We start from the raw sequence: 21,973 nt of genomic DNA on the forward strand, positions 1-21,973 counted from the left end.
GGCGCGTTACCGCCCAGCTCCATCGAAGTGCGCTGCAGGTTCTTCGCCGATTGCTCCACCAAAATCTTGCCGACGCCAGTGGAACCAGTGAAGGTGACCTTGCGCAGACGAGCATCCGCCATCAACTCACGCGACATAGCGGAAGACTTCGTCGTCGGCACAATAGAGAGCACACCGCTCGGAACGTTGTGCTTAGCGAAAACCTCGGCGATGACCTCACCGAGCAACAGCATCGTCAACGGGGTTTCCTTGGCCGGTTTCACGATCATGGTGCAGCCCGCCGCCAGTGCCGGAGCAATCTTGCGCGTGGCCATAGCGAATGGGAAATTCCACGGGGTCACCGCCAAGCACGGGCCCACCGGCGTATGGGTAACGCGGATAGTGCCAGCACCAGACGGGGACTTGCCATAGTGGCCGTCGATACGCACGGCTTCTTCCGCAAACCAACGCAAGTACTCCGAACCATAACCGACCTCACCTTTCGCTTCGGCGAAAGTCTTGCCCATTTCCAAGGTCATCACCGTGGCAAAATCCTCGGCACGGTCCTGCACAGCGGCATAAATATCCATCAGCACGTCCGCACGCTGACGAGCAGTGAAATCCTTCGCCCAGGTGTCCTGGACGGCGTCGGCAAGATCCAAAGCCTTCATCCACTGCGTGGAATCAGCATCAGAGACCTGCGCTAACACCTGGCCCGTGGCCGGATCTTCCACCTCAGAATAAGCGCCGCCGACCCCGGCAACTTGCTCGCTGCCCAACCAAATTTTGGTAGGCAAGTTATTGATCAATTCAGTATACGGTGCGTAATCGAAGCTCATACTCACACTCTACGCGGGGTTGTGCAGTTTAGCTCACATTACGCAACCGCTGTGCGTGGGCTGCGGATAAAAAATGTCACCGGAACCATCGCCGTGACCATCACCGCAGCCACCACAAATGCTGCCCGCACACCCTCGGCCGTCGCAGCCGCTTCCGCCAGCCCAGCACCCAAGCCAGACTCGGTACCCCGAGTCAACACCACCATCAACAACGCGGTACCGGCGGCAGCAGCCAATTGCTGCAGTGTCGTCAAGATCGCCGAACCGTGGCTGTAAAGCTCCCCCGTCAATGAACTCAGCGCGGTGGTCATCATCGGCGTCATCAACAGGCCAAAACCAAAAGCGAAAACCACATGGAAAATGACCAACTGCCAGCTCTGAGAATCAGTGCCGATGGTGCTGAACAACCACGTACCGGCTGCCATCAAGAAAGCTCCGGGAATCATGATCGGCTTTGGTCCCACCGAATCATAAATACGCCCAATAATCGGCGACATCACTGCCTGCAACACCCCGCCCGGCAACACGATCAAACCGGCAGTACGCGCACCATCGCCCAAACCGTTTTGCACGAAAATCGGCAGCATGGTGACGGTGCCGATCAGCACCGCAAAAGAAAACAACGCGATAAACACTGACAGAGTGAAATTACGGATCCGAAACGGCCGCAGATCCAACAAAGCCCGGCCCTTCGCGCCCAAACGCACCTGCCGCACGCCGAAAACCAGCAGTGCAATAACCGCGACCACCAATAGCCCGACGAGCAGACCAACGTTTTCGCCGGTATCCAGCGCAGTTTCTAAAGAAGACAGCGAATAGACAATGCCCCCGAACGCCACCACCGATAACGCAACAGAAAGCAGATCAATCGGTTGCCCGGTGTTCTCCCCGACGTTCGTCAACAGCTTCGCCCCCAGCAACAGCACGCCTACCAGCAGCGGCAGCATGCACAGAAAAATAGCGTGCCAGGTAAAAGCCTCTAAGATCACGCCGCCGACGGTCGGGCCAGTCGCCGGTGCCACCGCAATCACCACACCAATAAAACCCATAACGGTGCCCCGACGCTCTAGCGGCACCAGCTGCAGCATCACCGTCATCAACAGTGGCACAATCAAAGCGGTACCGGCGGCTTGCACAATGCGGGCCAGCAACAACACCGCAAATACCGGCGCCACCGCGCCCATGATCGTGCCAAGAATAAACAGCCCCACCGAGGCAAAGAAAACTTGCCGGGTGCTAAACCGCTGAATCAAAAAACCAGTAGTCGGAATGACCACGGCCATGGTTAGCATGAACGCCGTGATCAACCACTGTGCGCTGGCGGCATTAATAGCAAAATCTTGCATAACCGCAGGCAGTGCAACCGACAACGAGGTCTCATTCAAGATCATGACGGTTGCTGCGGCCACTAGCACCGCCAACACGGCGACGACGTCCGGCGGGATCTTTTCCGGTTGTGCATTAACTCGGTTTTCACTCATATCGTTGCGGACCTCGATCCCTCCGAACCAGTATTATTTTTCGCTTAGCTTTGTTCCGGTTTCACAATCGGGAACAGGACGGTTTCACGAATGCCCAAGCCAGTCAGCGCCATCAACAAACGGTCGATACCCATGCCGGTACCAGCTGTCGGCGGCATACCTTGTTCCATGGCCGCCAGGAATTCCTCATCCAGCACCATGGCTTCCTCATCACCACCGGCAGCCAAACGCGCTTGGTCTTCGAAACGCTCGCGCTGGATCACCGGGTCAATCAACTCAGAATAGCCAGTTGCCAGCTCGAATCCACGCACATACAGGTCCCACTTTTCCGTGACCTTCGGCTTCGAACGGTGATCACGAGTCAACGGCGAGGTTTCTACCGGGAAGTCCTTGACAAAGATCGGCCCATACAGCTGATCCTCACACAACAACTCCCAGATTTCTTCCACCAGTTTGCCGTGCTGCCAACCGCCATCCTTCGGAACCTTCAAGCCAATGACGTCGGCAATTGCCAGCAGCTCGTCGACGGTGGAATCCACCGTGACCTCTGGCTGGCCCGGGAATTTGCGGGCCAAGGCCTCGTTCAAAGACGGGTACATTTCGATTTCTGGCCACTCGCCGGACAGATCGTACTCGGTGCCGTCGGCAAGCGTAACTACCTGCGAACCGAAAACTTCCTGGGCAATGTGCTGGACAGCCTCGCGAATCATCGTCGCACCAGTGTTGTAGTCGCCCCAAGCTTGGTAGGTCTCCAACATCGCAAATTCCGGTGAGTGCGAGCGGTCAATGCCCTCGTTGCGGAAGTTACGGTTGATCTCAAAAACGCGATCGATGCCACCAACGACGGCGCGCTTCAAGAACAACTCCGGCGCGATACGCAGGTACAAGTCCAAATCCAACGCATTAGAGTGCGTCACGAACGGACGCGCAGCAGCACCACCGTGGATAGTCTGCAGCATTGGGGTTTCAATCTCAACGAAATCTTCGCCTTCCAAATAATTACGCAGCGCACGAATCACCTTGATGCGGGTCATCGCATTCTCGCGGGCTTCCTTGCGCACAATCAGGTCGTTATAGCGCTGACGCACCCGAGTATCTTCCGCCATCTCTGCAAACGACACCGGCAGCGGACGAATCGACTTCGACGCCATCTGCCAGGAATTTACAAACACGGACAGCTCGCCACGCCGGGAAGAAATGACCTTGCCCTGCACCGCGACGAAATCGCCCATATCGACGTCGGCTTTCCACTGATCCAGCGCTTCCTTGCCAACTTCTGCCAAAGACAACATCGCCTGCACCTGGGTGCCATCACCATCTTGCAGGGTGGCGAAGCACAACTTGCCAGTATCGCGCTTGAACAGCAGGCGACCAGCGATGGCAACTTCATCGCCAGAATCGCCACCCGGCTGAATATAGGTCACGCCATTCTCGCGGGTGACTAGCTGTTCTGGCGCAGCCGGTGCAGCGTCGGTATCGGTGTCCTCCGGTTTCACCACAACATAAGCCCTGCGCAATTCGGCAAGGCTCATAGTGCGCTTAACCGCAACCGGGTAGGCCTGGTCACCACGGTCGAGTAAGCGTTGGCGCTTTTCCCGCCGGATACGCAACTGTTCCGGCAGGCTATCAGGGGCATCGGGGGAATTTTTCTGCTGACTCACCCGGCCCAGGGTAGTCGAAAAACACCACAAACGATAAGCCAGGCAGCCCAATGACAACGTTTCTGTGTTCTCATGCAAAAATTACTGTGATACGCCACACTTTCAGCCAAGCAGGAGACTGCCCAGTAGGAGACTACGGAGACTACAACGATGAACTCACTGTACTTAGTTGTCATCGGCCTCGCGATGATCATCGGTGGATACCTCATCTATGCAAAATTCCTCGGGAAGAAAATCTTCCAACTTTCCGATCGCTATAAAACCCCCGCACATGCCATGAACGACGGCGTGGACTACGTGCCAACGAACAAATTCGTGCTGTGGGGCCACCACTTCACCTCCGTCGCTGGCGCTGCCCCCATTGTCGGCCCGGCCGTGGCGATCATTTGGGGGTGGCTACCGGCATTCTTGTGGGTCACCCTGGGCACGATTTTCATAGCAGGCATGCACGATATGGGCATTTTGTGGGCTTCCCAGCGCCACCGCGGCCAATCCATCGGCACGCTGTCCGGCCGTTATATCGGCAAACGCGGGCGCAACCTGTTCCTCGTCGTCATCTTCCTGCTGTTGCTGATGGTCGTGGCCGCCTTCGCCGTGGTGATCTCCAACCTGCTCATCGCAAACCCCTCTGCAGTGATCCCAACCTGGGGCGCCATCGTCGTCGCCCTGCTCATCGGCCAAGCCGTCTACCGCATGCAATGGAACCTGCCGGTGGTATCCATCCTCGGTGTCATCGCGCTCTACGCGCTGGTGCTGCTCGGTGAGCGCTTCCCTATCGCGCTCCCAGAAACCGTCTGGGGCATCCCAGCCAACGGCGTGTGGATCATCCTGTTGTTCATCTACGCCGCCATCGCCTCACTGCTGCCGGTGTGGATCTTGCTACAACCACGCGACTACATCAACGGTCTGCAACTGTTTATCGCCCTGGGTATTCTCTACGGCTCCATGTTGCTCTCCGCACCGTCCATCGTCGCACCGCAGCTGAACAGCAACGTGCCGGAAGGCACCCCATCGATGTGGCCACTGCTGTTTGTGACCATCGCCTGTGGCGCCATTTCCGGATTCCACGGCATGGTCTCCTCCGGCACCTCGTCCAAGCAGCTGGAAAAAGAAACCGATTCCCGCTTCGTGGGCTACTTCGGAGCCGTCGGCGAAGGCCTGTTGGCGTTGGGCACCATCATCGCAGTTTCTGCTGGTTTCCAGAGCCTGGCTGAATGGGAAGAAATCTACAACGCGTTCAACGAAGGCGGCATCAACGCTTTCGTCGACGGCGGCACCAACATCGTTAACGCTGGCTTAGGCATCCCGGTAGGCATCTCCACGACGATCTTGGCGACGATGGCCGTGCTGTTTGCCGCAACCACCATGGACACCGGCGTGCGCCTGCAGCGCCTGGTGGTGCAGGAAATCGCTGAGGTTGCGGGCATTCGCCTGAAAGCGTTCTCCGCGACGATCATTGCCGTGGGCATCGCACTAGTCCTGACCTTCTCCGCAGGTGCCGACGGCTCCGGCGGAATGACACTGTGGCCGCTGTTCGGCACCACCAACCAGATCATGGCGGCGTTGTCGCTGTCGATCATCGCCATCATCCTGGCGCACCTTCGCCGCCCGTCCTGGCTGGTGGTTGTGCCGGCTATCTTCGTCATGGTCGCTTCCCTGTGGGCTGCTATCTCGCAACTGGGCACATTCATCTCCGATGGCAACTGGCTGCTCGTGCTGATCGACGTCGTCATCCTGGTCTGCGCAATCTGGGTGGTCATCGAAGCCACCGCCGCCTACCGGCGCGCGCAAAACACCCCGAAGGTGGTCTGGACCGACGAAGACACGGATGCTCCACTACCGCAAGTGCAAGCCATCAAACGCGGGAAATAACCGGGGGCGAAAGCTACGCGTCATGTCTATCGTCGACAAGCTAAAAGCCTTCGGGCAGGGCTTAAACGAATATTATTCCGCGCCGTACCGGGCCACGTTTGCGCGCGCACGGCAGGAAGAAGATGACCTGTTCCAGCTGCTGGTGATGTCCGAGGCCCTCGGCATTCCCAACCCGGCCAGCTTTTATACGCTGGAATTATTGCCCATCATTTACGAAGATTTCCATGCCTGGCACCGCCGGATGGGGATGCTGCGCTCGCCTTTGGAGGAGATCCAGTGTTGTTAGAGCAAATCAAAGCGCTTGCCGACGACAGCCCGGCGGACGCTAACCCAGATGCGCCCCACATCGTGTTTTTCGGCGGCAAGGGTGGCGTCGGCAAGTCCACGATTGCTTCCGCAGTAGCCCTCGGGTTGGCAGAAGATGGCTATTCCGTGCAATTGGTCTCCACCGACCCAGCGCACAACCTGGGGCATATGTGGGAGCAAGCCGTCGGCGCGCGCGGTGTAACTGCACAAGCAAGTGCAAACCTGCACCTGCTGGAACTGGATCCAGCAGCCACCACCAAAGCGCACATCGCGCAGGTGGAAGCCACCATGCGACGGATGATGCCAGAGCGCCTACACGGCGAAGTGGCCAAACATTTGGACCTGGCGCGTAATTCGCCGGGCACGCACGAAGCCGCAATGGTGGAGGCGATCGCGCAGGTAGTGGAAGATTCCGACCATGATTTCCTGATTTTCGATACCGCACCGTCTGGGCACACTTCACGGCTATTAGCGATGCCGGAATTGATGAACGCCTGGACCCAGGGGCTGATGAACCGGCGGGAGAAATCAGAACGGTTTTCGGAGCTGATCCGTGGGATGGACCCAAAACACACTGCCACCGACGCAGTGGACCGCCGCAACCAGGAGCTGCGCTCCATCTTGCACAAACGCCAGCAAAGGTTTGCCCGTCTGCGGGATGCTCTGCAGCAACAATCAGTGTTTTATTTGGTGCTCACAGCAGAGAAGGTGCCGGTTTTGGAAACCGCGGAACTGTATGCAGAGCTGGCGAAAACTGGGATTCGCGTTGGTGGCGCGGTGGTAAACCGGCGCTCACCGGCGGATCAAGGCGAATTTTTGGCGAACCGACGTCGCCTGGAAGATGCCGCATTAGACGATCTGCACCGCCGGTTGCCGCAGGTGCGCGTGACGGAAGTGCCACTGCTAGATTCAGAGGTCGGTACCCCGGCTGCCTTGGCAGAAATTGCTGCGCACCTGGGACGCAGCTAGTTGGCTAGTTATCCCCATCCAAGTTACGGAAGCCAATCCCGACAGGCACGCCGACGTTGTCGATCAGCCGCACCCCACCAAAAGTTGCTGCCACCAGCAAGCGCGCATCGCCTTCCTGTGGCGCCGGGCCGAAATCGCGGGCACGTAGTTCCAGATAATCCGGCTGCACCCCGGCGGCATCCAACACATCCTGCGCGGTTTCGAGCACGACTTGTGCTCCCCGTTCCGCCACATGCGCCCCGGCAGTCAGCGCCGCCGATAGCGCCACAGCTTTTTCTCTGTGCTCCACAGGAATTTCGGTATTACGCAAGCTCATCGCCAAGCCGTCCGGCATGCGCACCGTCGGCACCCCCTGCACTTTTACTGCCAGATGCAGGTCAGTTATTGCCTGCTGCAGACGCAACAAAAATTCATAATCTTTTTCCCCCCCAATGATGCTGTCTGGGGCTACGGCATGCAGCAAGCTCAAATGCACAGTCAAGGCCTCGGCCAATGCGGCGCTGTCTTCGAGCCCTTCCGGCGGAGTGATCTGTGTGCGCAGCCCCTGCGGCCAAAGACTATCTTTTTCACCAGGCTCACGAGTGTACGGGACGACGGCGTCGACGCCAGCTTCGCGCAAAACATCCATGAGCGCCGGGTTCAGCTGCCGGGATGGCGCTCCTTGGTTTGTTTCGTGCGCCTGCGCGCCAGGGGCAGCGTCGGCAGCACCAGTGGTCGTTTCAACAGCACCAGGGGCAACGTCAACCGTCTCGGCAGTGTCACCAGCGTCAACAGTGTCAACATGAGGCAGCTCAACTGCCGCCACCACAACGCCGAGTTGCTGCGCGGTACGCAACAACATCCGGTGTCCCGCGTGAATGTCTTGGCCCAACACCACCAGGTGGAGAGATTTCCCAGTTTTCTGCATGACACGCGAAAACCTCGCGATATCCGCGAGGTGAAAGTGCGTAGCTTGCCCGAAAGCAAAACTCATAACTGATCTACCTGTCGTTTTGTTCCTTGCCGAGATTAATTTTTTCGCCAAGGCTAGTTCTTACCCGGCCTTTTCTTGCCCAGGCTATTTCTTATCCGGCCTATTTCGTAGAGCGCTTGAGCAATTCAGCCACAGAAATACCACCGGTGTTTTCGTCCCGGCGGCGACGGCGCGTGCGCGATTCATCATCGTTGCGCTGCTCGTTAGCCGCCACCTGGGGCTGCTGTGGTGCGGCGTGTGAACCGGCGCCCTGTTTGTTGGAATCGTCCCGCACAGTGGTAGTTCGCGCGGTGTTAGTCGATGCAGTGGTAGTACGCGCGCTAGTAGCCGCGGACTGCTCCCGCTCGGATTTCGCTGCCGACGTTCTCTGACTGGTGTTCTGACTTGCGCTCTCCTTGCGTTCTTCCCCGACCGAATCCCAGCGCACCGCGTGGAAGCGAGAGGTATCAAAAACCGGATCTGAGGTACGCGCAGCGTCGTGCTGCTTGGCTGCACTGCGCTTCGGCTCCGCCGCTACACTCGCAGCTTTCCCTGCACTTGCTTGCGGCTTCGCAGCTGGCTTGTGTTTTTCTGTCTGCTGATCCGCCGGATTATGTGCCGGTTTAGATGCTTGCTTCGCAGTCTGCTGGCGGGCCTGCTGCTGGCGTTTTTCCTGCTCCCGCTCGCTAATCAGAGCAGACAACGGGTTCGGCTGCGGCTGGCTCGGCTGGCTCCCCAGCTTTCCGGCAATAGCGTCCTGGCTCGGAACACCAGAACCAGATGCGAAGCCAACCCCACCGCTGTATTGGCCACCAGGCTGCTGGTAGGAAAACGCAGAACTAGCAAACTCAGAACCAGCAAATTCAGAGCCAGCCCGGTCAGTCTGCTGTTCCAACTCCCGGATCCGGCGCGCCTCTGCCTGCAGTGCAGCGGGCTCATAACCGAACTCGCGCTCCTGCAGCTCTTCCAGGTGCGTGCGAATCACCGTCAGCTCGGCGCGGATAGACGCCCACATTTCCTCAAAACGCTCAGCATCAACCCCGGTGCTGCCGTCGGCACGCGTTTGCTGCGCCGGAAGACCAGAAACTGCGCCTTCTGCCGATTCCTGCTGTTGGCGCATAAAGCGCTCATGATCTGCCACGCGCTGCTCAGCAGATTGCGCCTGCCGACGGTAACGCGTAACCAGGAAAAACCCAATGACTGCAGACCACAACGACGCCAACAGCGCCAGGCGCAGCGCCACCTCGGAATTCGACAGCAGCATAACGACGGTCGCGATGACCGCCAGCACAATCAGCACGATCACGCCCACTTGGCCACGATCAACCTGACTAGGTCCACTATGAGCGGTGTTCGACGAGTTCTCCTGCTCCATGGGGTTCACTTTAGCTAAAAACTTGCTTTCGGTGGCATCGGGGTTTGGCAGGCTCGCTCCAGATAGGCCCCGGCTGCAGCTAACGCCAGACCGCCCAAGGCCGCGGCAACCACCACCGGTAAATCCTCACGTGCGGCGAGCAATTCCCCAGATTTTGGGATCACATAACTCGCAATTCCGGCATAGCCCCCGCCCAGAATCGCGCCGGTCCAGGCCGAAGCCTGCCCGAAAACTAAGTAACGCGCGGCAGTGAGAGGATCAAGTTGGCTGCGGTCCAGGCCAATGCCGTGGTCGTCCCGGGATTTCGACACCCGACGGCCCAGCATCACGCACACCAAAACCATCGCCCACAACGACACCGCAACTAACAGTGGCACCGCGGGCAGGCGACCATACAGTTGCCAGGCGACAATCGCGGTACAGGCAGCCGCGAATCCCCCGCTCGCTACTAACCATGGAATCGAGGTGGTTTTCATAGCCCGATCACCGGAATGCCTCGCCACGGGTAATGCCGGCTTTGTCTTCATCGGCAAGCTGTTCTACCAGTTCCGCTACCCGACGACCTCCCAGCACAGCGTCCGGATCAATCTCCAGCCAGGGTTGCAGCACAAAGGCACGCTGATGAGCGTACGGGTGCGGCAAGCGCAATTCCTCGGTATCACTGGTGATGTGCGTAGTTTCTGTGGCAGCCGACGCAGCACCTTCCCACGCGGCAATAATATCGACGTCCAGGGTGCGCGGCCCCCACTTTTGCACTCGAACTCGACCGCCCGCATTTTCCAATTTCTGGCCGCGGTGCAACAACTCCAGCGGCGTTTGGTCGACCTGGACCAACAAAATGGCATTCAGGAAATCCGGCTGGTCTGTTACTCCCCAGGCCGGGGTGCGGTAAATCGACGAGGCCGCGCGTAACTGCCCTTGCTCAGCGAAGTCACGGTAGACAGAATCTAACAGCTCGCGAGAATCCGCCATGTTGGAACCGATAGATAATACTGCGGTAATGCTCATCGGCGCTTCCTTGCTACTACGGCAACATCCCGGAACGGCAGCGGGATCGGGGCATCCGGCTTGTGCACGGTGACCTCGATGGCTGCGAGCTGTTCATAGTCAGCTAATGCCTGGTTCGCGATGCGATAAGCAACTGTTTCGATCAAGTCTTCCGGCTCACCGGTAACAATATCGTGTGCCAGCTGCGCCAACTCTGCGTAATTGACGGTATCGTCCAGCTGCGTGGCCTGGGAAAAATCCAGCCAGCACGTCAAATCCACAAAAAAAGTTTGCCCGTGCCGACGCTCTTCTTCCAGCACGCCGTGGTAGCCGTAGCATTCCACGCCTTTCAGTTCGATCCGGTCCATCCCAGTGCTACCTTCCCGTTTTGCTGCTCGCTGGTCGTTTACTTTTTGACGGTGTTACTTTTCGGTGTTTTGCTTTTTGGCGGTTTTATTTTTGGCAGTTCTGCGTATCTAGGTTTTCTGGCCACCAGTCTGCCAGGCGTAGGCCACGTCGACGGAATCCCGCGATACCGCAACCTCGTGCACACGCACAGCCCATGCCCCGGCTTGCGCCGAAAGTGCAGTCACAGCGGCTGTGGCTGGATCCGCCAACTGCGGGCCAGATTCCAGCCCGCGCGCCCCACGAATAGCAGCGAGGAAGCGCTTACGCGAAGCCCCCACCAAAATGGGGAACCGCCCGTCGGTAAAACTGCGCAGCGAGTGCAGCAGCGCCCAGTTGTCTTCGGCCGATTTCGCGAACCCCAACCCTGGGTCCAGCGCAATATTGTGCTCCGCTACCCCGGCTTCCAGAGCATTGTCAACAAGCTGATCCAGGCTCGAGTGCACGTCCGCGACCACGTCACCGTCGTGCTCGCCGCTGGCATCACCAAATTGCAGTGTTTGCCAATGCATCAGGCACACCGGCAATCCGGATTCCGCCATCACGCGGTACATGTGCGGGTCCGCCATGCCACCGGAAACATCGTTGATCATGGATACGCCTGCCTCCACGGCCGCTTCTGCGGTGACTGCGCGCATGGTATCGATCGAGGTCACAATACCCGCGGCAGCCAGTTCCCGAATCACCGGGGTAATGCGTTGTCTTTCTTGCTCCGGATCTACCCGCGTGGCCCCTGGGCGCGTGGATTCTCCCCCCACATCAATGATGTCAGCGCCCTGGTGAATCAGCCGGTGAGCATGTTCGACGGCGCGGTCGACAGTGTTGTACTGCCCGCCATCAGAAAAGGAATCATCAGTGACATTCACAATGCCCATGATTTGGCAACGAGCCCGGCGACCAACTTCTTGATTATTCGGCAGTACCAACGCCGGCGGGCGGATCGGCGAAGGCTGGGCCAGATTTTGCGAGGTCTCCGGGGTATTCATATTCGCCGTTTAACTCCTAATAAGACTCATCACTTCTGCGCGCGACGATGCGTTCACACGGAACCCGCCGCGTACCGCCGAAGTTGTGGTCACTGCACCGGGCTTACGAATCCCGCGCATCGCCATGCAGAGGTGTTCACATTCAATGACGACAATGACAGATTGCGCCTGCAGTTTTTCCATCAACGCATCAGCGATTTGGCTGGTCAAGCGTTCTTGTACCTGCGGGCGTTTCGCATATAAATCCGCCAGGCGCGCGAGCTTGGACAAGCCGGTGACATCACCGTTGCGCCCAGGGATATAGCCAATGTGCACGGTGCCGAAAAACGGCACAAGATGGTGCTCGCAGGTGGAATAGATCGGAATATCGCGCACCAACACTAGTTCTTGGTGATCCTCCGAGAACGTCCGTTCCAACACAGAAGTTGGGTCTTCGTGCAGGCCAGCAAAGGATTCCTTATAAGCGCGGGCAACACGAGCCGGAGTATCGCGCAAGCCTTCGCGGTCGGGATCTTCACCAACTGCAATTAACAACTCGCGTACGGCGGCTTCTGCGCGTTCTTGATCAAAATTGCCGGAGGCGCCGGTGGTTTCAGCGTTAGTCATCGTAGTGGTCCCCGTTGTGTTGATTTTCCTTACGCGTCTCGGTGCCGCGTGCGGTCTCGTTTTGTTCGGCTTTCCGGTGCTTTCCGCTCTGCTCGGAATCCTCTGACCCCGTGTTGGACTCTGCCTTCTGCTCCGGCGTTTCCGCCTGCTTTTCGGTTTGCTTATCCGCTGCAGCTTCTAGCTCCTCGAGCGCCTGGATCTCTTCCAGCTTCGGTAAGCCGGTCACACCCACGGCGTTGTTTTCGCCAAAGATCAAACCGATCTCGCCTTCTTCAATAGAATGCTCACCAGACCCCGCGCCTGCACCGGTGGCGTTGCCACCTTTTTGCGCTTGCGCTTGTGCTTGCTGTCGACGCTGACGAGCCAGCAGCGAAGCCTCCAACAAAGACAAGCGCTTCGGCGGTTCCTCACCACGCTCTTTTGCTAATTCCGCTGGGGTTTTCACCGGCTCGAAACCAGCCTGCTGCGGGAAGCGCACGTCGGTATCGAAGATGTCGACCCGCTGCGGGTCGATGCCGTCGAAAATGGCTTCCAGGTCCGGCCGACGCAAAGTTTCTTTTTCCAGCAGTTGCAACGCGAGCTTATCCAGGTAGCCGCGGTGCTCAGACAAAATCGAATAAGCCTTACGGTGCGCGTTATCCAACAGGAATTGCAGCTCCTGGTCGATGGTCTGCGCGACCTGCTCGGAATAGCCCGAGGTGCCACCGCCGCCACGCCCCGAGAACGGATCGCCTTGTTCTTCGCCATATTTCACTGTGCCCAGCGCCGGCGAGAAACCATATTCGGTGATCATGGCGCGAGCAATCTTGGTTGCTTGTTCAATATCGCTGGATGCGCCCGTCGTCGGGGTGCCGAACACCAGCTCTTCCGCTGCGCGTCCGCCCATGGCGAAAACCAAGCGCGCGAACATTTCTTCGCGGTTGTACATGCCCTTGTCGTCTTCTTGCGCGGTCATCGCGTGCCCACCGGTGCGCCCACGTGCCAAGATGGTCACTTTGTACACGCGCTCAATATCGCGCAACGCCCAAGCAGCCAGCGTATGGCCACCTTCGTGGTAAGCGGTGACCTTCTTTTCATGTTCGGAAATCACCTTGGAGGAACGACGCGGCCCACCCACCACGCGATCGGTGGCTTCTTCCAAAGCATCGGCAGTAATCACGTTGCCGCCGATACGCGCGGTCAGCAGCGCGGCCTCGTTAAGCACGTTCGCCAAATCTGCACCAGACATGCCCGCGGTACGCTTAGCCAACTGCGTCACGTCGACGTGCTTAGCCAACGGTTTGCCTTCAGAGTGCACACGCAGGATCGCCTCGCGTCCCTTCAAATCCGGCGGGGTTACCGGAATCTGCCGGTCGAAACGGCCTGGACGCAACAAGGCCGGGTCCAGAATGTCCGGACGGTTAGTCGCAGCGATCAAAATCACGCCTTCGCGGTCGCCGAAACCATCCATCTCCACCAACATCTGGTTCAACGTTTGCTCACGCTCATCGTGCCCGCCGCCGGTGCCAGAACCACGCTGGCGTCCCACGGCGTCAATCTCGTCAATAAAGATGATGCACGGCGAATTTTCTTTCGCAGTTTTGAACAAATCGCGCACGCGGGAAGCACCCACGCCGACGAACATTTCCACGAAATCCGAGCCCGAAATCGTATAAAACGGCACCCCGGCCTCACCGGCAACAGCCCGTGCCAGCAAGGTTTTACCGGTGCCCGGCGGGCCATACAGCAGCACGCCGCGCGGGATCTTCGCCCCCAGTTCGTGGTAGCGGGTGGGGTCTTCCAAGAAATCCTTGATCTCGTGCAACTCGTCGACGGCTTCGTCGGCACCCGCCACATCCTGGAAAGTGTTGGTGGGCATATCTTTGGTGAGCTCTTTGGCCTTGTTGCCGCCAATGCCCAACATGCTGCCTTTTTGCATGCGTGTGAGGAAGAAAAACAGCAAACCAAACAGCAGCAGCATCGGCAGCATGAACGAAAGCATGCTCATCAAGAAGCTGTCGCTGGTGACGTTCGTGTCGTATTCGTCGACTTTGCCGTCTTGCACCGCGCCAAAAACCTCAGGGGCCGAACGTGCTGGGTACTGGGCAATGAGGGAATCGACACCTTCTTGCTCGTCCACAGTGATCGGCTCGCGCAGCTCCAGGCGCAGCGTTTGCTCACGGTCGTCGATCTGTGCCTTCTCGACGTTTTCGTCCTGCAGCTGCTCCAGCGCAAGCGAAGTCTCCACATCGAGGAAGTGACGGGTATCGTCGCTCAGCCGAGTAACGGTGAACAACAGCATCAAAAGCACGGCCGCGCCGGCTCCGATTTGAATAATGCGTTTGTTTTTCATGAATCCTATTTACGAGCAGTACACAATGACAATGGTGTGCCAGGTGCGATTACGACGAATAAACGTCCGGGTGCAGCGTGCCAACATAAGGCAAGTCGCGGTAGCTTTCCGCGTAATCCAGTCCGTAACCGATGACAAATTCGTTCGGGATGTCGAAGCCCACGTCGTACAGATCCAACTTCGCGGTGACGACCTCCGGCTTGCGCAACAGTGTGATCACGTTCAGCGACTTCGGGTTCCGGTTACGCAGGTTGCGCACCAGCCAGGACAGCGTCAAGCCAGAATCGATGATGTCCTCGACGATCAACACGTCCTTGCCTTCAATGTCGCGATCCAGATCTTTCAAGATCCGCACCACGCCAGACGACGTCGTCGAGTTGCCGTAGGAGGACACCGCCATAAATTCCATCTCACTCGGGATGGAAAGCTCACGGGCGAAATCGGTCAAGAACACCGCTGCACCCTTCAGCACGCACACCAGCAGCAAATCGTTGCCCGCGTAGTCTTTGGACACCTTGTCCGCCAGTGCCTTGATGCGTTGTTTGATTTCTTCTTCGCTGATCAGCACCGATTCAACATCGCGGCCGTAGCGATTTTCCGGGACGTCGTAGAATTTATCGTCGACGGATTTTTCCACCGTGGTGTGAGTGTGATCTGCCATGGTTGGCCTTTCGGTGAGGCTGTGCGGTTGAGCGTGTTAAGCGCCTAGCGCGGGAAGCGCTGTGGCTTTCATGAAGTTGTTGTATCACGTACTGCTTGCCGACGGCTGGCTGTCGTCGCCAAGCGAGCTGTGTAATAGCACCAGTTTGCCAGCTTGGCGTGCCAGTTCCAACCCGTTGCCAACAGAAACAGCACCTTGCCCATGCCAGTCATGGATGAACGCAATACTAGCCTCTAATGTGCTCGCGCTGACTCGCGCCCCATGCTGCTGCAAAAACTTCGCGATAGCCCGGCGCGCCAGTGGTGGAGGGCCTAGCTCGGCGATTTCCAGAGCCGGCGGTTGCTGGGTGGCTGGCTCCGTGGAGGGCTTAGTGGCTGGTTGCGTAGCTGGCTCAGTGCATTGCTCTGTGGCAGCCGTTGCACGTTCGAGCTTCGGCGTAAGTGTGTGCAAGTAGTCGTCATCCTCCCGCAACAACTCGGCTGCACGCACCAACGGAGCCGTGGCATCGCCGCCGATAATCTGATCCAACAACGGAAGCACTTGCCGACGAATAGCGACGCGACGAAAAGCCTCGTCAGTGTTGTGCGGGTCATTCCACGCAGCAACCCCGAGTTCCCGGCACGCACCAACCGTGTGGGCACGGCGGATCCCCAGCAGCGGGCGCAGCAACGTGTGCCCTTGATAATCAGACACCTCCCCCATTGCGCTAGCCTTGCCACGCAGCAAGCCGAGCAGCAATGTTTCTGCTTGGTCATCGCCAGTATGCGCCAGCAAAATTGGGCGGTCGCCTGCGAGATCGCCCAAAGCCTGATAGCGAGCATGACGTGCGGCGGCTTCCAACGGTTCGCCGACCACGCGCACAGAAACCACTTGCCCGCTCAGACCCCACTGACCAACCTGGCCAATGGCGCCTTCGCTGACCGCGCGGGAGCTGTCCTGCAAACCGTGATCAATACTCACGACGTGTGCCGGGAGTTTTTCAGCCGCCGCGGCGGCCGCTAAAGCCAGCGAATCGGGGCCGCCGCTGACTGCGATGACAAACTTGGCGCCCCCATGCTCGTCCGCCCAGCGCTCGTCCGTGCCGTGTTTATCCGCCCAGTGTTTGTTTCCCCCGTGCTCGTCCCTCCAGCGCTGAACAGCGCCCCGCAGCGCAGTGCGCACCTGCAGAAAATGCGGAGACCGCCTGGGCCAAAAAGGCGCAACTCTGCCCTCCAATCTTGTGCCGTCGTGCGATCGTGTGCCGTCGTCACGCATATTCTCCCCCACCTAATGCTCACGCAAAGCAGAAACGAATTCATCCAATTGCGCCCGAGCAGGCAAAATGGGGGCATCATTCACCAACAAACTGTAGGCATAAGTATGCCCAGACTTTCCTGTGACAATACCCACCAGCGCCGAAGTATCAGTCAAAGTGCCGGTTTTTGCCCGCGCATAACCACGTGCAGAAAGCTCAGCGTAACGATCGTCCAGCGTGCCATCACCACCAGCGACGGGAAGCAAATCCAACAAACTACGTAAATCCCCAACGCTTCCAGAATCCGCCGCTGCAGCGTCGGTAGTAAATGCAGCGTCGGTAGTTTCGGCCACATCCGCACCCGAACCACGGGCCGCCACCTGCAAACACTGCAGCAACGTCGCCGGGGTCAAGCGATTATCCGAAGACAAACCAGAATTATCCCGCAGAGCTGCACCTGTGACATCCACGCCAATTTCACTCAAAACCTGCAAAGTAGCAGAGGTAGCATCCGCAAACGTCGCCGGTTGTTTACCACGAGCAATGGCTATTTCGCGGCCGATGGCCTCTGCCATGACGTTATCGGAGTGCTTAATCATCAACTCCAGCCGCTCGCGCAAGATCGGTGATTTCATCACGGCAACCTCCGGCATCGACGGCGCGCCGTCGTGAATGCCCACCTGGGTTGCCCCAACCCGATCCGCCAACGCCTGGGCAACGTCAAACGCCGGGGAGGTTGAACGCGGCACGTCACCGGTAGTCGCCCCAATGCGTGCTCCATGCAACATGGCTGGTTCCATCGGGGCAATATAACCTTCGGCAACATTCGCCGGATCCCAACCCTCCGCCTGCGTGGGCCCATCCCACAAACTGGTGTCGATCTCCACGGAATCGGCCTGGCCAATCACCGCCGCAGCGGCATCCAAATCAGCATCATCCAGCCACACATCACCGGCAGCACGAATCACCACGCGCCCGCCGTCCTGCTCAATCACCGTGTGCAGGCGCTTATCCAGGTCCATAGTGGCCAACGCAGCAGTCGCGGTGAGTACCTTCGTAGACGAAGCAGGCACAAACTGCTGCTGTGCATTGTGCTCATAAACCAAGTGCTGGCTGTTTAAATCAAACACGGACGCGCCCACCGAACCAGCAATCGCCGGTGGTTGAAAACCAGCGGCAGGGCTGGCGTTGCCGTTGGCGTCGGCAAGCGCAGGGTCAACGGGCGTAACCGGCAGCTCCGCAGGGGCGAGCTCATAGGCCGGCGCAGATTCCACCTCGCTATAAGCCTGGTGGTAAGCCACACCGACCGTCGCCGTAGCAGCAACAACAACGACGGCGACTACTACCGATACCCACCAGAAAACTTTCATGGCGTTCGATTCTAGCGCGGATACCGCACGACACCCGCCCGGCTGGCCAAGGCAGGTAAACTGTGCAAACGACTGCAATCACTGACCCCGCCAGCTGGCAAGCACGCCGGCTGCAGAAGTGATTGAAGATGACCGTTGAATTCTCACTAACTCGCACCAGGAAAGGTGGATGCAATGAGCGTTGAAGTAACCATTGAAATCCCACGCGGTTCCCGCAACAAATACGAGATCGACCACGAATCGGGCAAGGTCTACCTGGACCGCTACCTGTTCACCCCAATGGCCTACCCGGCTGACTACGGCTTCATCGACCACACCCTCGGCGAAGACGGCGACCCGTTGGATGCGCTGGTCATCCTGCCAGAGCCAGTGTTCCCGGGCGTGGTTGTGGAATCGCGCATCGTCGGCGTATTCAAGATGACCGACGAAGCCGGTGGCGACGACAAACTGCTGGCCGTGGTCGACGACCCACGCTGGGCGCACATCCAGGACATTGACGACGTCGACCAGCACACCAAGGACGAGATCGAGCACTTCTTCACCCGTTACAAGGACCTGGAGCCAAACAAGGAAGTCACCGGTTCCGGTTGGGGCGACAAGGCTGAGGCAGAAAAGATCCACGCTGAGGCGCTGGAGCGTTACAAGGGCTAGGTTGTAGCTTGTTGTAGCCAGCATGGGGTGGTGCGAGCCGCGCGTGAGCGTGCTTCGGGGGGGGGGCGTGTGGGGTGCGGCTCGTGCGTTTCGTGCGGCCTGATTCGTGAGTTTGGTGCATTTTTACAAATAGGCCGCGAAAATCGGAGGTTTCAGGCCCACTATTTGTAAAAATGCACCAAAAACACAAATTCACAAGCTTTCGGGGGAATACGAGTGCACATTTTTCGGGGGAGGAATGCCGGCCAAAAAGCGGCACGGCACGGCGCGATCCGCATCGCCAACGGGCTTTACTTGTCTGGCAAGCCCACGCCGGAACAACTCGCGCGCATCATGAGCGAACAGTGGCCGGACTGCGCACTCGACGGCACGTCGGCTGCCTGCAAACACCTCGACCAACCGTTGAGTTTCCCGTTGGAGTTCCTGCGTGAATCGTCGCTGCCCGCAAGCAGCTATTTTAGGTCTCGACGCGCCCTCCCGAAAGGTGCGCTCACCTGGGACGGCGTCAATATTTGCAACCCTTTACAAGCCGTGGAAGCAATGCCGCATGACGACGCCGTCGCCTTCCTGGAAGCCTTTTACTCCGGCAAGGACGGGCGCCGGAGATTGCACGCGCACAAACAGGAATTCCGGCGTTTCCCGCACCAAGTCAAACGCGCTCTCGATGACGCTATTATCGGCACCGATAGCGTGCCGGAACGTCAACTCACTCGCGCCCTAGAGCAGTATTTCACAGTCCGAAATAACGTAAAGATCGGCCCTTACCACTGGGATCTGGTACTCGAGGACTACAAAATCGCCATCGAAGTCGACGGCTTTGCCTATCACCATGCGGAAAACCGCCGCCAGTTTGAGTTGGACCGCCACAAACTCAACGATGCCGTCCATCGCGGATGGATGCCGCTGCATTACACTGCGACGACGATTAGCCATTACCCGAAGTTCGTGGCGGAACATGTGCGGGCCATTGCCAAGCGCAAGCGCCCGTTTGCGCGCCCACCATGGTTGTGGCATCGGTTGTGGGACTGAGCCGGCGCGGGCTCGAACACTGCCAGGCCACCCGCAGTGGCAACCGTCCGCACCACCAATCCGCGCCCGGTACCTGCGCCCGGCGGTAACCGCACGGTTGCACCGCGAGAACAAGTTTTTCACACTAGGCTGGTGTCATGAGCAACGAAGGCAACAAGCAAGAAGTAACTGTCAACGAAGTTTCTGTGCACGAGGTTCCTGCCAACGCGCAATTTGTCGATGTGCGTGAACGCGACGAATATGCCGCAGGGCATGCCATCGGCACGGTGAACTTTCCTTTGAGCAAGTTCGCAGAGTTTGCCAGCCAAATCAACACTGACCAGGATGTCTACATCATTTGTAAGTCCGGTGGCCGTTCTGCCAAGGCCTGCGAATACCTAACGCAGGCAACCGGTGCCACTGCCTATAGTGTTGCTGGCGGTACGCTCGCCTGGAAAAAAGCCGAGCTTCCTATGGAACGTTAGATTTTTCCCGCGTCAGCGCCCTGGCGCTTCGCTAATCCCCGATTTGATCGCGGCCGCGTTGAACGATCAGCGGGTCTGGTTCGCCGACCACGTCGTGGTCTTTGTTCGTGTATTCGAATTTGGAGAGCAGATACCGCATGGCGTTGATGCGCCCGCGCTTTTTATCGTTAGATTTTATAGTGATCCAGGGCGATTCTTCGGTGTCTGTGTAGCGGAATTGTTCTTCCTTGGCGTTGGTGTAATCATCCCATTTGTCCAGGGAAGCCAAGTCCATCGGCGACAGTTTCCATTGGCGCACCGGGTCAATTTGCCGGATGGCAAACCGGGTGCGCTGCTCTTTTTTCGTCACCGAGAACCAGAACTTCGTCAGTGAAATTCCGGATCCTAAGATCATGTTTTCCAGCATCGGAACTTCGCGCAGAAATTCGGCATGTTGAGATTCGGTGCAAAAGCCCATGACGCGCTCCACTCCGGAGCGGTTGTACCAAGAGCGGTCGAAAAATACCATCTCGCCGCCGGCTGGGAAGTGTTGGATATAGCGCTGGAAGTACCAGGAGGTGGATTCGCGTGGCGACGGCTTCTCGAGCGCGACGGTGCGTGCGCCGCGGGGGTTGAGGTGCTCGTTGAAGCGTTTGATCGTTCCGCCTTTACCTGCGGCGTCGCGGCCTTCGAAAAGGATGATGTGGCGCTGGCCGGTTTCTTTGGTCCAATTTTGGAATTTCAGCAGTTCGATCTGCAGTGCGCGTTTCGTGCGTTCGTATTCTTCGCGCGTCATGCGCTCGTCATACGGATAGTTTTCCCGCCACGTGTCGACGGGTTCGCCGCTGGGGGTGATCAGTGAGGGATCGTCTTCGTCGGAGTCATCGACGATGTAGCCGTCGGTTTCTGCGAGGTCGATGGTGGGGAGATCGTCTTCAATGTCGGCTGCCATGGTGCCAGTCTAGCCCGCTGTGTGTTTTCTGTCGCAAGTGTTGGGATAAACACTAAGTCTTTACACATTGTTCACTGCAAATTTCTCTGGCATGCAAAAAGCTCCCCCTCCGGATAGGAGAGAGAGCTTAACCCTGGTGGCTATCTAGCCTGTGGGATTACTTAGCCAGCTTCGCCAGGCCCTCGAAGCCTTCAACGATGTTCTTGAAAGCGCCGAAGATGTCCTTGAAGTTAACGGACATCTCAACGAAGTTGGAGGAAGTCTCTACAAGAGTGTTCATGTTTATCTCCTTGGAAGAAATATGAAGTGAAATGAGTGATGGTTAATCACTCACAAGAATTACCGGCAGCTTGGCCGTGAGATGATTACTTAGCAGCTGGAGCGGTCGAGGAGCTGGAGCTCAGTGGCTCAAAGGCACCCTTGATAGCTCCATAGATACCGGTAGCTTCTTTGCCTTCAGCCCGTGGGGTGTAGAAGAATTCCAAGCCCTTGCTGATGTTCTCGAAAGCCTTGAAGAAGGTAACTGCGTTGTTCAGCTGATCCTGAATCATTTCAACGTTCATGAATTTCTCCTCATGAGAATTTCCCCGGCAATCCCAGGGGTGGATGTTCAATTTCCCGACGCCCCAGAGCGTCATGAGAATCATTGTGTCACAGAATGATAAATTGTCAAGCTTCAGATCAGGTTATACGGCCCCCAAAAAAGGTGTTGTACCCATTAGTTTTTCCTTCTCTGCTTATTTGCACAACAACCAGCGACACCTCCACAACGCTAGGAAACGCTAACCAAAACAAAACCCCAGCCCACAGGCCTATTTTATTCAATTTTCAGAAACTTTCCAGCAAGCAACCGCAAGCACTTTACGTTCCAAATCATAAACCC

23 protein-coding genes are annotated in these 21,973 nt (G+C 57.9%); 6 read left to right on the top strand and 17 right to left on the bottom strand.

The annotated features are described in order from the left end of the window. From A5774_RS05860 to lysS, 3 genes are all read right to left on the bottom strand, one after another. Nucleotides 1-818, bottom strand: an 818-nt coding sequence (locus A5774_RS05860; RefSeq protein WP_156519558.1) for an aldehyde dehydrogenase family protein, incomplete at its 3' end; no start/stop codon positions are given. Nucleotides 819-856: 38 nt separating this feature from the next. Next, nucleotides 857-2,299, bottom strand: coding sequence for an MDR family MFS transporter (locus tag A5774_RS05865; RefSeq protein WP_064833804.1), 1,443 nt, complete (start codon nt 2,297-2,299; stop codon nt 857-859). A 44-nt stretch (nt 2,300-2,343) separates the two neighbouring features. Beyond that, entirely contained in the window at nt 2,344-3,960 is a 1,617-nt protein-coding gene (gene lysS / locus A5774_RS05870; protein ID WP_064833835.1) for a lysine--tRNA ligase, read from the bottom strand. A 150-nt stretch (nt 3,961-4,110) separates the two neighbouring features. Here lysS and A5774_RS05875 point away from each other — a divergent pair, with 150 nt between their 5' ends. Genes A5774_RS05875 through A5774_RS05885 form a run of 3 tightly spaced genes read left to right on the top strand, consistent with a single transcriptional unit; the run spans nt 4,111 to nt 7,107 of the window. Then, entirely contained in the window at nt 4,111-5,832 is a 1,722-nt protein-coding gene (locus A5774_RS05875; protein WP_064833806.1) for a carbon starvation protein A, read from the top strand. 22 nt (nt 5,833-5,854) lie between these two features. After that, nucleotides 5,855-6,118, top strand: coding sequence for a cory-CC-star protein (locus A5774_RS05880; protein ID WP_027018201.1), 264 nt, complete (start codon nt 5,855-5,857; stop codon nt 6,116-6,118). Beyond that, nucleotides 6,109-7,107 (top strand): ArsA family ATPase, encoded by a 999-nt coding sequence (locus A5774_RS05885; RefSeq protein ID WP_082936120.1) that lies wholly within the window; start codon nt 6,109-6,111, stop codon nt 7,105-7,107. Before A5774_RS05880 ends, A5774_RS05885 begins: the two co-directional genes overlap by 10 nt. Nucleotides 7,108-7,111: 4 nt before the next feature. Here A5774_RS05885 and A5774_RS11685 read toward each other — a convergent pair whose 3' ends face one another. The 11 genes from A5774_RS11685 to A5774_RS05940 form a co-directional block, all read right to left on the bottom strand. Beyond that, nucleotides 7,112-8,080, bottom strand: coding sequence for a pantoate--beta-alanine ligase (locus tag A5774_RS11685; protein ID WP_064833808.1), 969 nt, complete (start codon nt 8,078-8,080; stop codon nt 7,112-7,114). A gap of 100 nt (nt 8,081-8,180) precedes the next feature. Continuing rightward, nucleotides 8,181-9,434, bottom strand: a complete 1,254-nt coding sequence (locus A5774_RS05895) for a DUF6779 domain-containing protein (protein WP_064833810.1) — start codon at nt 9,432-9,434, stop codon at nt 8,181-8,183. A gap of 14 nt (nt 9,435-9,448) precedes the next feature. Beyond that, nucleotides 9,449-9,910, bottom strand: a complete 462-nt coding sequence (locus tag A5774_RS05900; protein ID WP_021352464.1) for a DUF3180 domain-containing protein — start codon at nt 9,908-9,910, stop codon at nt 9,449-9,451. Between the two features lie 7 nt (nt 9,911-9,917). Then, nucleotides 9,918-10,436, bottom strand: coding sequence for a 2-amino-4-hydroxy-6-hydroxymethyldihydropteridine diphosphokinase (gene folK / locus A5774_RS05905; protein ID WP_064833839.1), 519 nt, complete (start codon nt 10,434-10,436; stop codon nt 9,918-9,920). 2 nt (nt 10,437-10,438) lie between these two features. Beyond that, on the bottom strand, nt 10,439-10,789 hold the full coding sequence (gene folB / locus A5774_RS05910) for a dihydroneopterin aldolase (RefSeq protein ID WP_021352466.1): 351 nt from the start codon (nt 10,787-10,789) through the stop codon (nt 10,439-10,441). 108 nt (nt 10,790-10,897) lie between these two features. Then, the gene (gene folP / locus A5774_RS05915) at nt 10,898-11,701 is read right to left on the bottom strand and encodes a dihydropteroate synthase (RefSeq protein WP_064833841.1); all 804 of its coding nucleotides are present in this window, start codon (nt 11,699-11,701) and stop codon (nt 10,898-10,900) included. A 120-nt stretch (nt 11,702-11,821) separates the two neighbouring features. Continuing rightward, nucleotides 11,822-12,418 (bottom strand): GTP cyclohydrolase I FolE, encoded by a 597-nt coding sequence (folE, locus tag A5774_RS05920; RefSeq protein ID WP_023018416.1) that lies wholly within the window; start codon nt 12,416-12,418, stop codon nt 11,822-11,824. Beyond that, nucleotides 12,411-14,750, bottom strand: coding sequence for an ATP-dependent zinc metalloprotease FtsH (gene ftsH, locus A5774_RS05925; RefSeq protein ID WP_082936122.1), 2,340 nt, complete (start codon nt 14,748-14,750; stop codon nt 12,411-12,413). Before ftsH ends, folE begins: the two co-directional genes overlap by 8 nt. Before the next feature lie 49 nt (nt 14,751-14,799). Continuing rightward, nucleotides 14,800-15,411: a hypoxanthine phosphoribosyltransferase gene (gene hpt, locus A5774_RS05930; RefSeq protein WP_021352027.1), complete on the bottom strand. Its 612-nt coding sequence runs from the start codon at nt 15,409-15,411 to the stop codon at nt 14,800-14,802. An 84-nt stretch (nt 15,412-15,495) separates the two neighbouring features. Beyond that, complete coding sequence (tilS, locus tag A5774_RS05935) at nt 15,496-16,665, bottom strand: tRNA lysidine(34) synthetase TilS (RefSeq protein ID WP_082936123.1); 1,170 nt, start codon at nt 16,663-16,665, stop codon at nt 15,496-15,498. Between the two features lie 12 nt (nt 16,666-16,677). Further along, complete coding sequence (locus A5774_RS05940; RefSeq protein WP_021352025.1) at nt 16,678-18,015, bottom strand: D-alanyl-D-alanine carboxypeptidase/D-alanyl-D-alanine-endopeptidase; 1,338 nt, start codon at nt 18,013-18,015, stop codon at nt 16,678-16,680. A 174-nt stretch (nt 18,016-18,189) separates the two neighbouring features. Between A5774_RS05940 and A5774_RS05945 the strand changes: the two genes are divergently transcribed. The 3 genes from A5774_RS05945 (at nt 18,190) to A5774_RS05955 (ending at nt 20,159) form a co-directional block, all read left to right on the top strand. Next, nucleotides 18,190-18,666 (top strand): inorganic diphosphatase, encoded by a 477-nt coding sequence (locus A5774_RS05945; RefSeq protein ID WP_018120783.1) that lies wholly within the window; start codon nt 18,190-18,192, stop codon nt 18,664-18,666. Nucleotides 18,667-18,960: 294 nt separating this feature from the next. Then, complete coding sequence (locus tag A5774_RS05950) at nt 18,961-19,695, top strand: hypothetical protein (protein ID WP_231892365.1); 735 nt, start codon at nt 18,961-18,963, stop codon at nt 19,693-19,695. A 137-nt stretch (nt 19,696-19,832) separates the two neighbouring features. Then, a complete protein-coding gene (locus A5774_RS05955; protein WP_064833814.1) occupies nt 19,833-20,159 on the top strand; it encodes a rhodanese-like domain-containing protein in 327 nt (108 codons plus the stop codon). Nucleotides 20,160-20,190: 31 nt separating this feature from the next. On the opposite strand, the gene ppk2 is transcribed toward A5774_RS05955, so the two are convergent. The 3 genes from ppk2 to A5774_RS05965 all read right to left on the bottom strand — a co-directional run bounded on the left by ppk2 (nt 20,191) and on the right by A5774_RS05965 (nt 21,653). Beyond that, nucleotides 20,191-21,090 carry a polyphosphate kinase 2 gene (ppk2, locus tag A5774_RS05960; protein ID WP_021352022.1) on the bottom strand — a complete coding sequence of 300 codons (900 nt, stop codon included), beginning with the start codon at nt 21,088-21,090 and terminating at the stop codon, nt 20,191-20,193. Between the two features lie 157 nt (nt 21,091-21,247). Beyond that, a complete protein-coding gene (locus A5774_RS11840; RefSeq protein WP_023018422.1) occupies nt 21,248-21,370 on the bottom strand; it encodes a hypothetical protein in 123 nt (40 codons plus the stop codon). An 85-nt stretch (nt 21,371-21,455) separates the two neighbouring features. After that, on the bottom strand, nt 21,456-21,653 hold the full coding sequence (locus tag A5774_RS05965; protein WP_023018423.1) for a hypothetical protein: 198 nt from the start codon (nt 21,651-21,653) through the stop codon (nt 21,456-21,458). Between the last annotated feature and the right edge of the window lie 320 nt (nt 21,654-21,973).

It is taken from the genome of Corynebacterium sp. EPI-003-04-2554_SCH2473622 (assembly GCF_001665955.1).
GTDB classification, from domain to species: Bacteria; Actinomycetota; Actinomycetes; order Mycobacteriales; family Mycobacteriaceae; genus Corynebacterium; species Corynebacterium pseudodiphtheriticum.

Excerpts from the sequence above, each read along its gene's own strand:
- A5774_RS05865 (WP_064833804.1), bottom strand. The coding sequence starts at position 2,299 with ATGAGTGAAAACCGAGTTAATGCACAACCGGAAAAGATCCCGCCGGAC.
- A5774_RS05875 (WP_064833806.1), top strand. The coding sequence starts at position 4,111 with ATGAACTCACTGTACTTAGTTGTCATCGGCCTCGCGATGATCATCGGT.
- A5774_RS05880 (WP_027018201.1), top strand. The coding sequence starts at position 5,855 with ATGTCTATCGTCGACAAGCTAAAAGCCTTCGGGCAGGGCTTAAACGAA.
- A5774_RS11685 (WP_064833808.1), bottom strand. The coding sequence starts at position 8,080 with ATGAGTTTTGCTTTCGGGCAAGCTACGCACTTTCACCTCGCGGATATC.
- A5774_RS05895 (WP_064833810.1), bottom strand. The coding sequence starts at position 9,434 with ATGGAGCAGGAGAACTCGTCGAACACCGCTCATAGTGGACCTAGTCAG.
- A5774_RS05900 (WP_021352464.1), bottom strand. The coding sequence starts at position 9,910 with ATGAAAACCACCTCGATTCCATGGTTAGTAGCGAGCGGGGGATTCGCG.
- folB (WP_021352466.1), bottom strand. The coding sequence starts at position 10,789 with ATGGACCGGATCGAACTGAAAGGCGTGGAATGCTACGGCTACCACGGC.
- folP (WP_064833841.1), bottom strand. The coding sequence starts at position 11,701 with ATGGGCATTGTGAATGTCACTGATGATTCCTTTTCTGATGGCGGGCAG.
- folE (WP_023018416.1), bottom strand. The coding sequence starts at position 12,418 with ATGACTAACGCTGAAACCACCGGCGCCTCCGGCAATTTTGATCAAGAA.
- ftsH (WP_082936122.1), bottom strand. The coding sequence starts at position 14,750 with ATGAAAAACAAACGCATTATTCAAATCGGAGCCGGCGCGGCCGTGCTT.
- hpt (WP_021352027.1), bottom strand. The coding sequence starts at position 15,411 with ATGGCAGATCACACTCACACCACGGTGGAAAAATCCGTCGACGATAAA.
- tilS (WP_082936123.1), bottom strand. The coding sequence starts at position 16,665 with ATGCGTGACGACGGCACACGATCGCACGACGGCACAAGATTGGAGGGC.
- A5774_RS05940 (WP_021352025.1), bottom strand. The coding sequence starts at position 18,015 with ATGAAAGTTTTCTGGTGGGTATCGGTAGTAGTCGCCGTCGTTGTTGTT.
- A5774_RS05945 (WP_018120783.1), top strand. The coding sequence starts at position 18,190 with ATGAGCGTTGAAGTAACCATTGAAATCCCACGCGGTTCCCGCAACAAA.
- A5774_RS05955 (WP_064833814.1), top strand. The coding sequence starts at position 19,833 with ATGAGCAACGAAGGCAACAAGCAAGAAGTAACTGTCAACGAAGTTTCT.
- ppk2 (WP_021352022.1), bottom strand. The coding sequence starts at position 21,090 with ATGGCAGCCGACATTGAAGACGATCTCCCCACCATCGACCTCGCAGAA.
- A5774_RS11840 (WP_023018422.1), bottom strand. The coding sequence starts at position 21,370 with ATGAACACTCTTGTAGAGACTTCCTCCAACTTCGTTGAGATGTCCGTT.
- A5774_RS05965 (WP_023018423.1), bottom strand. The coding sequence starts at position 21,653 with ATGAACGTTGAAATGATTCAGGATCAGCTGAACAACGCAGTTACCTTC.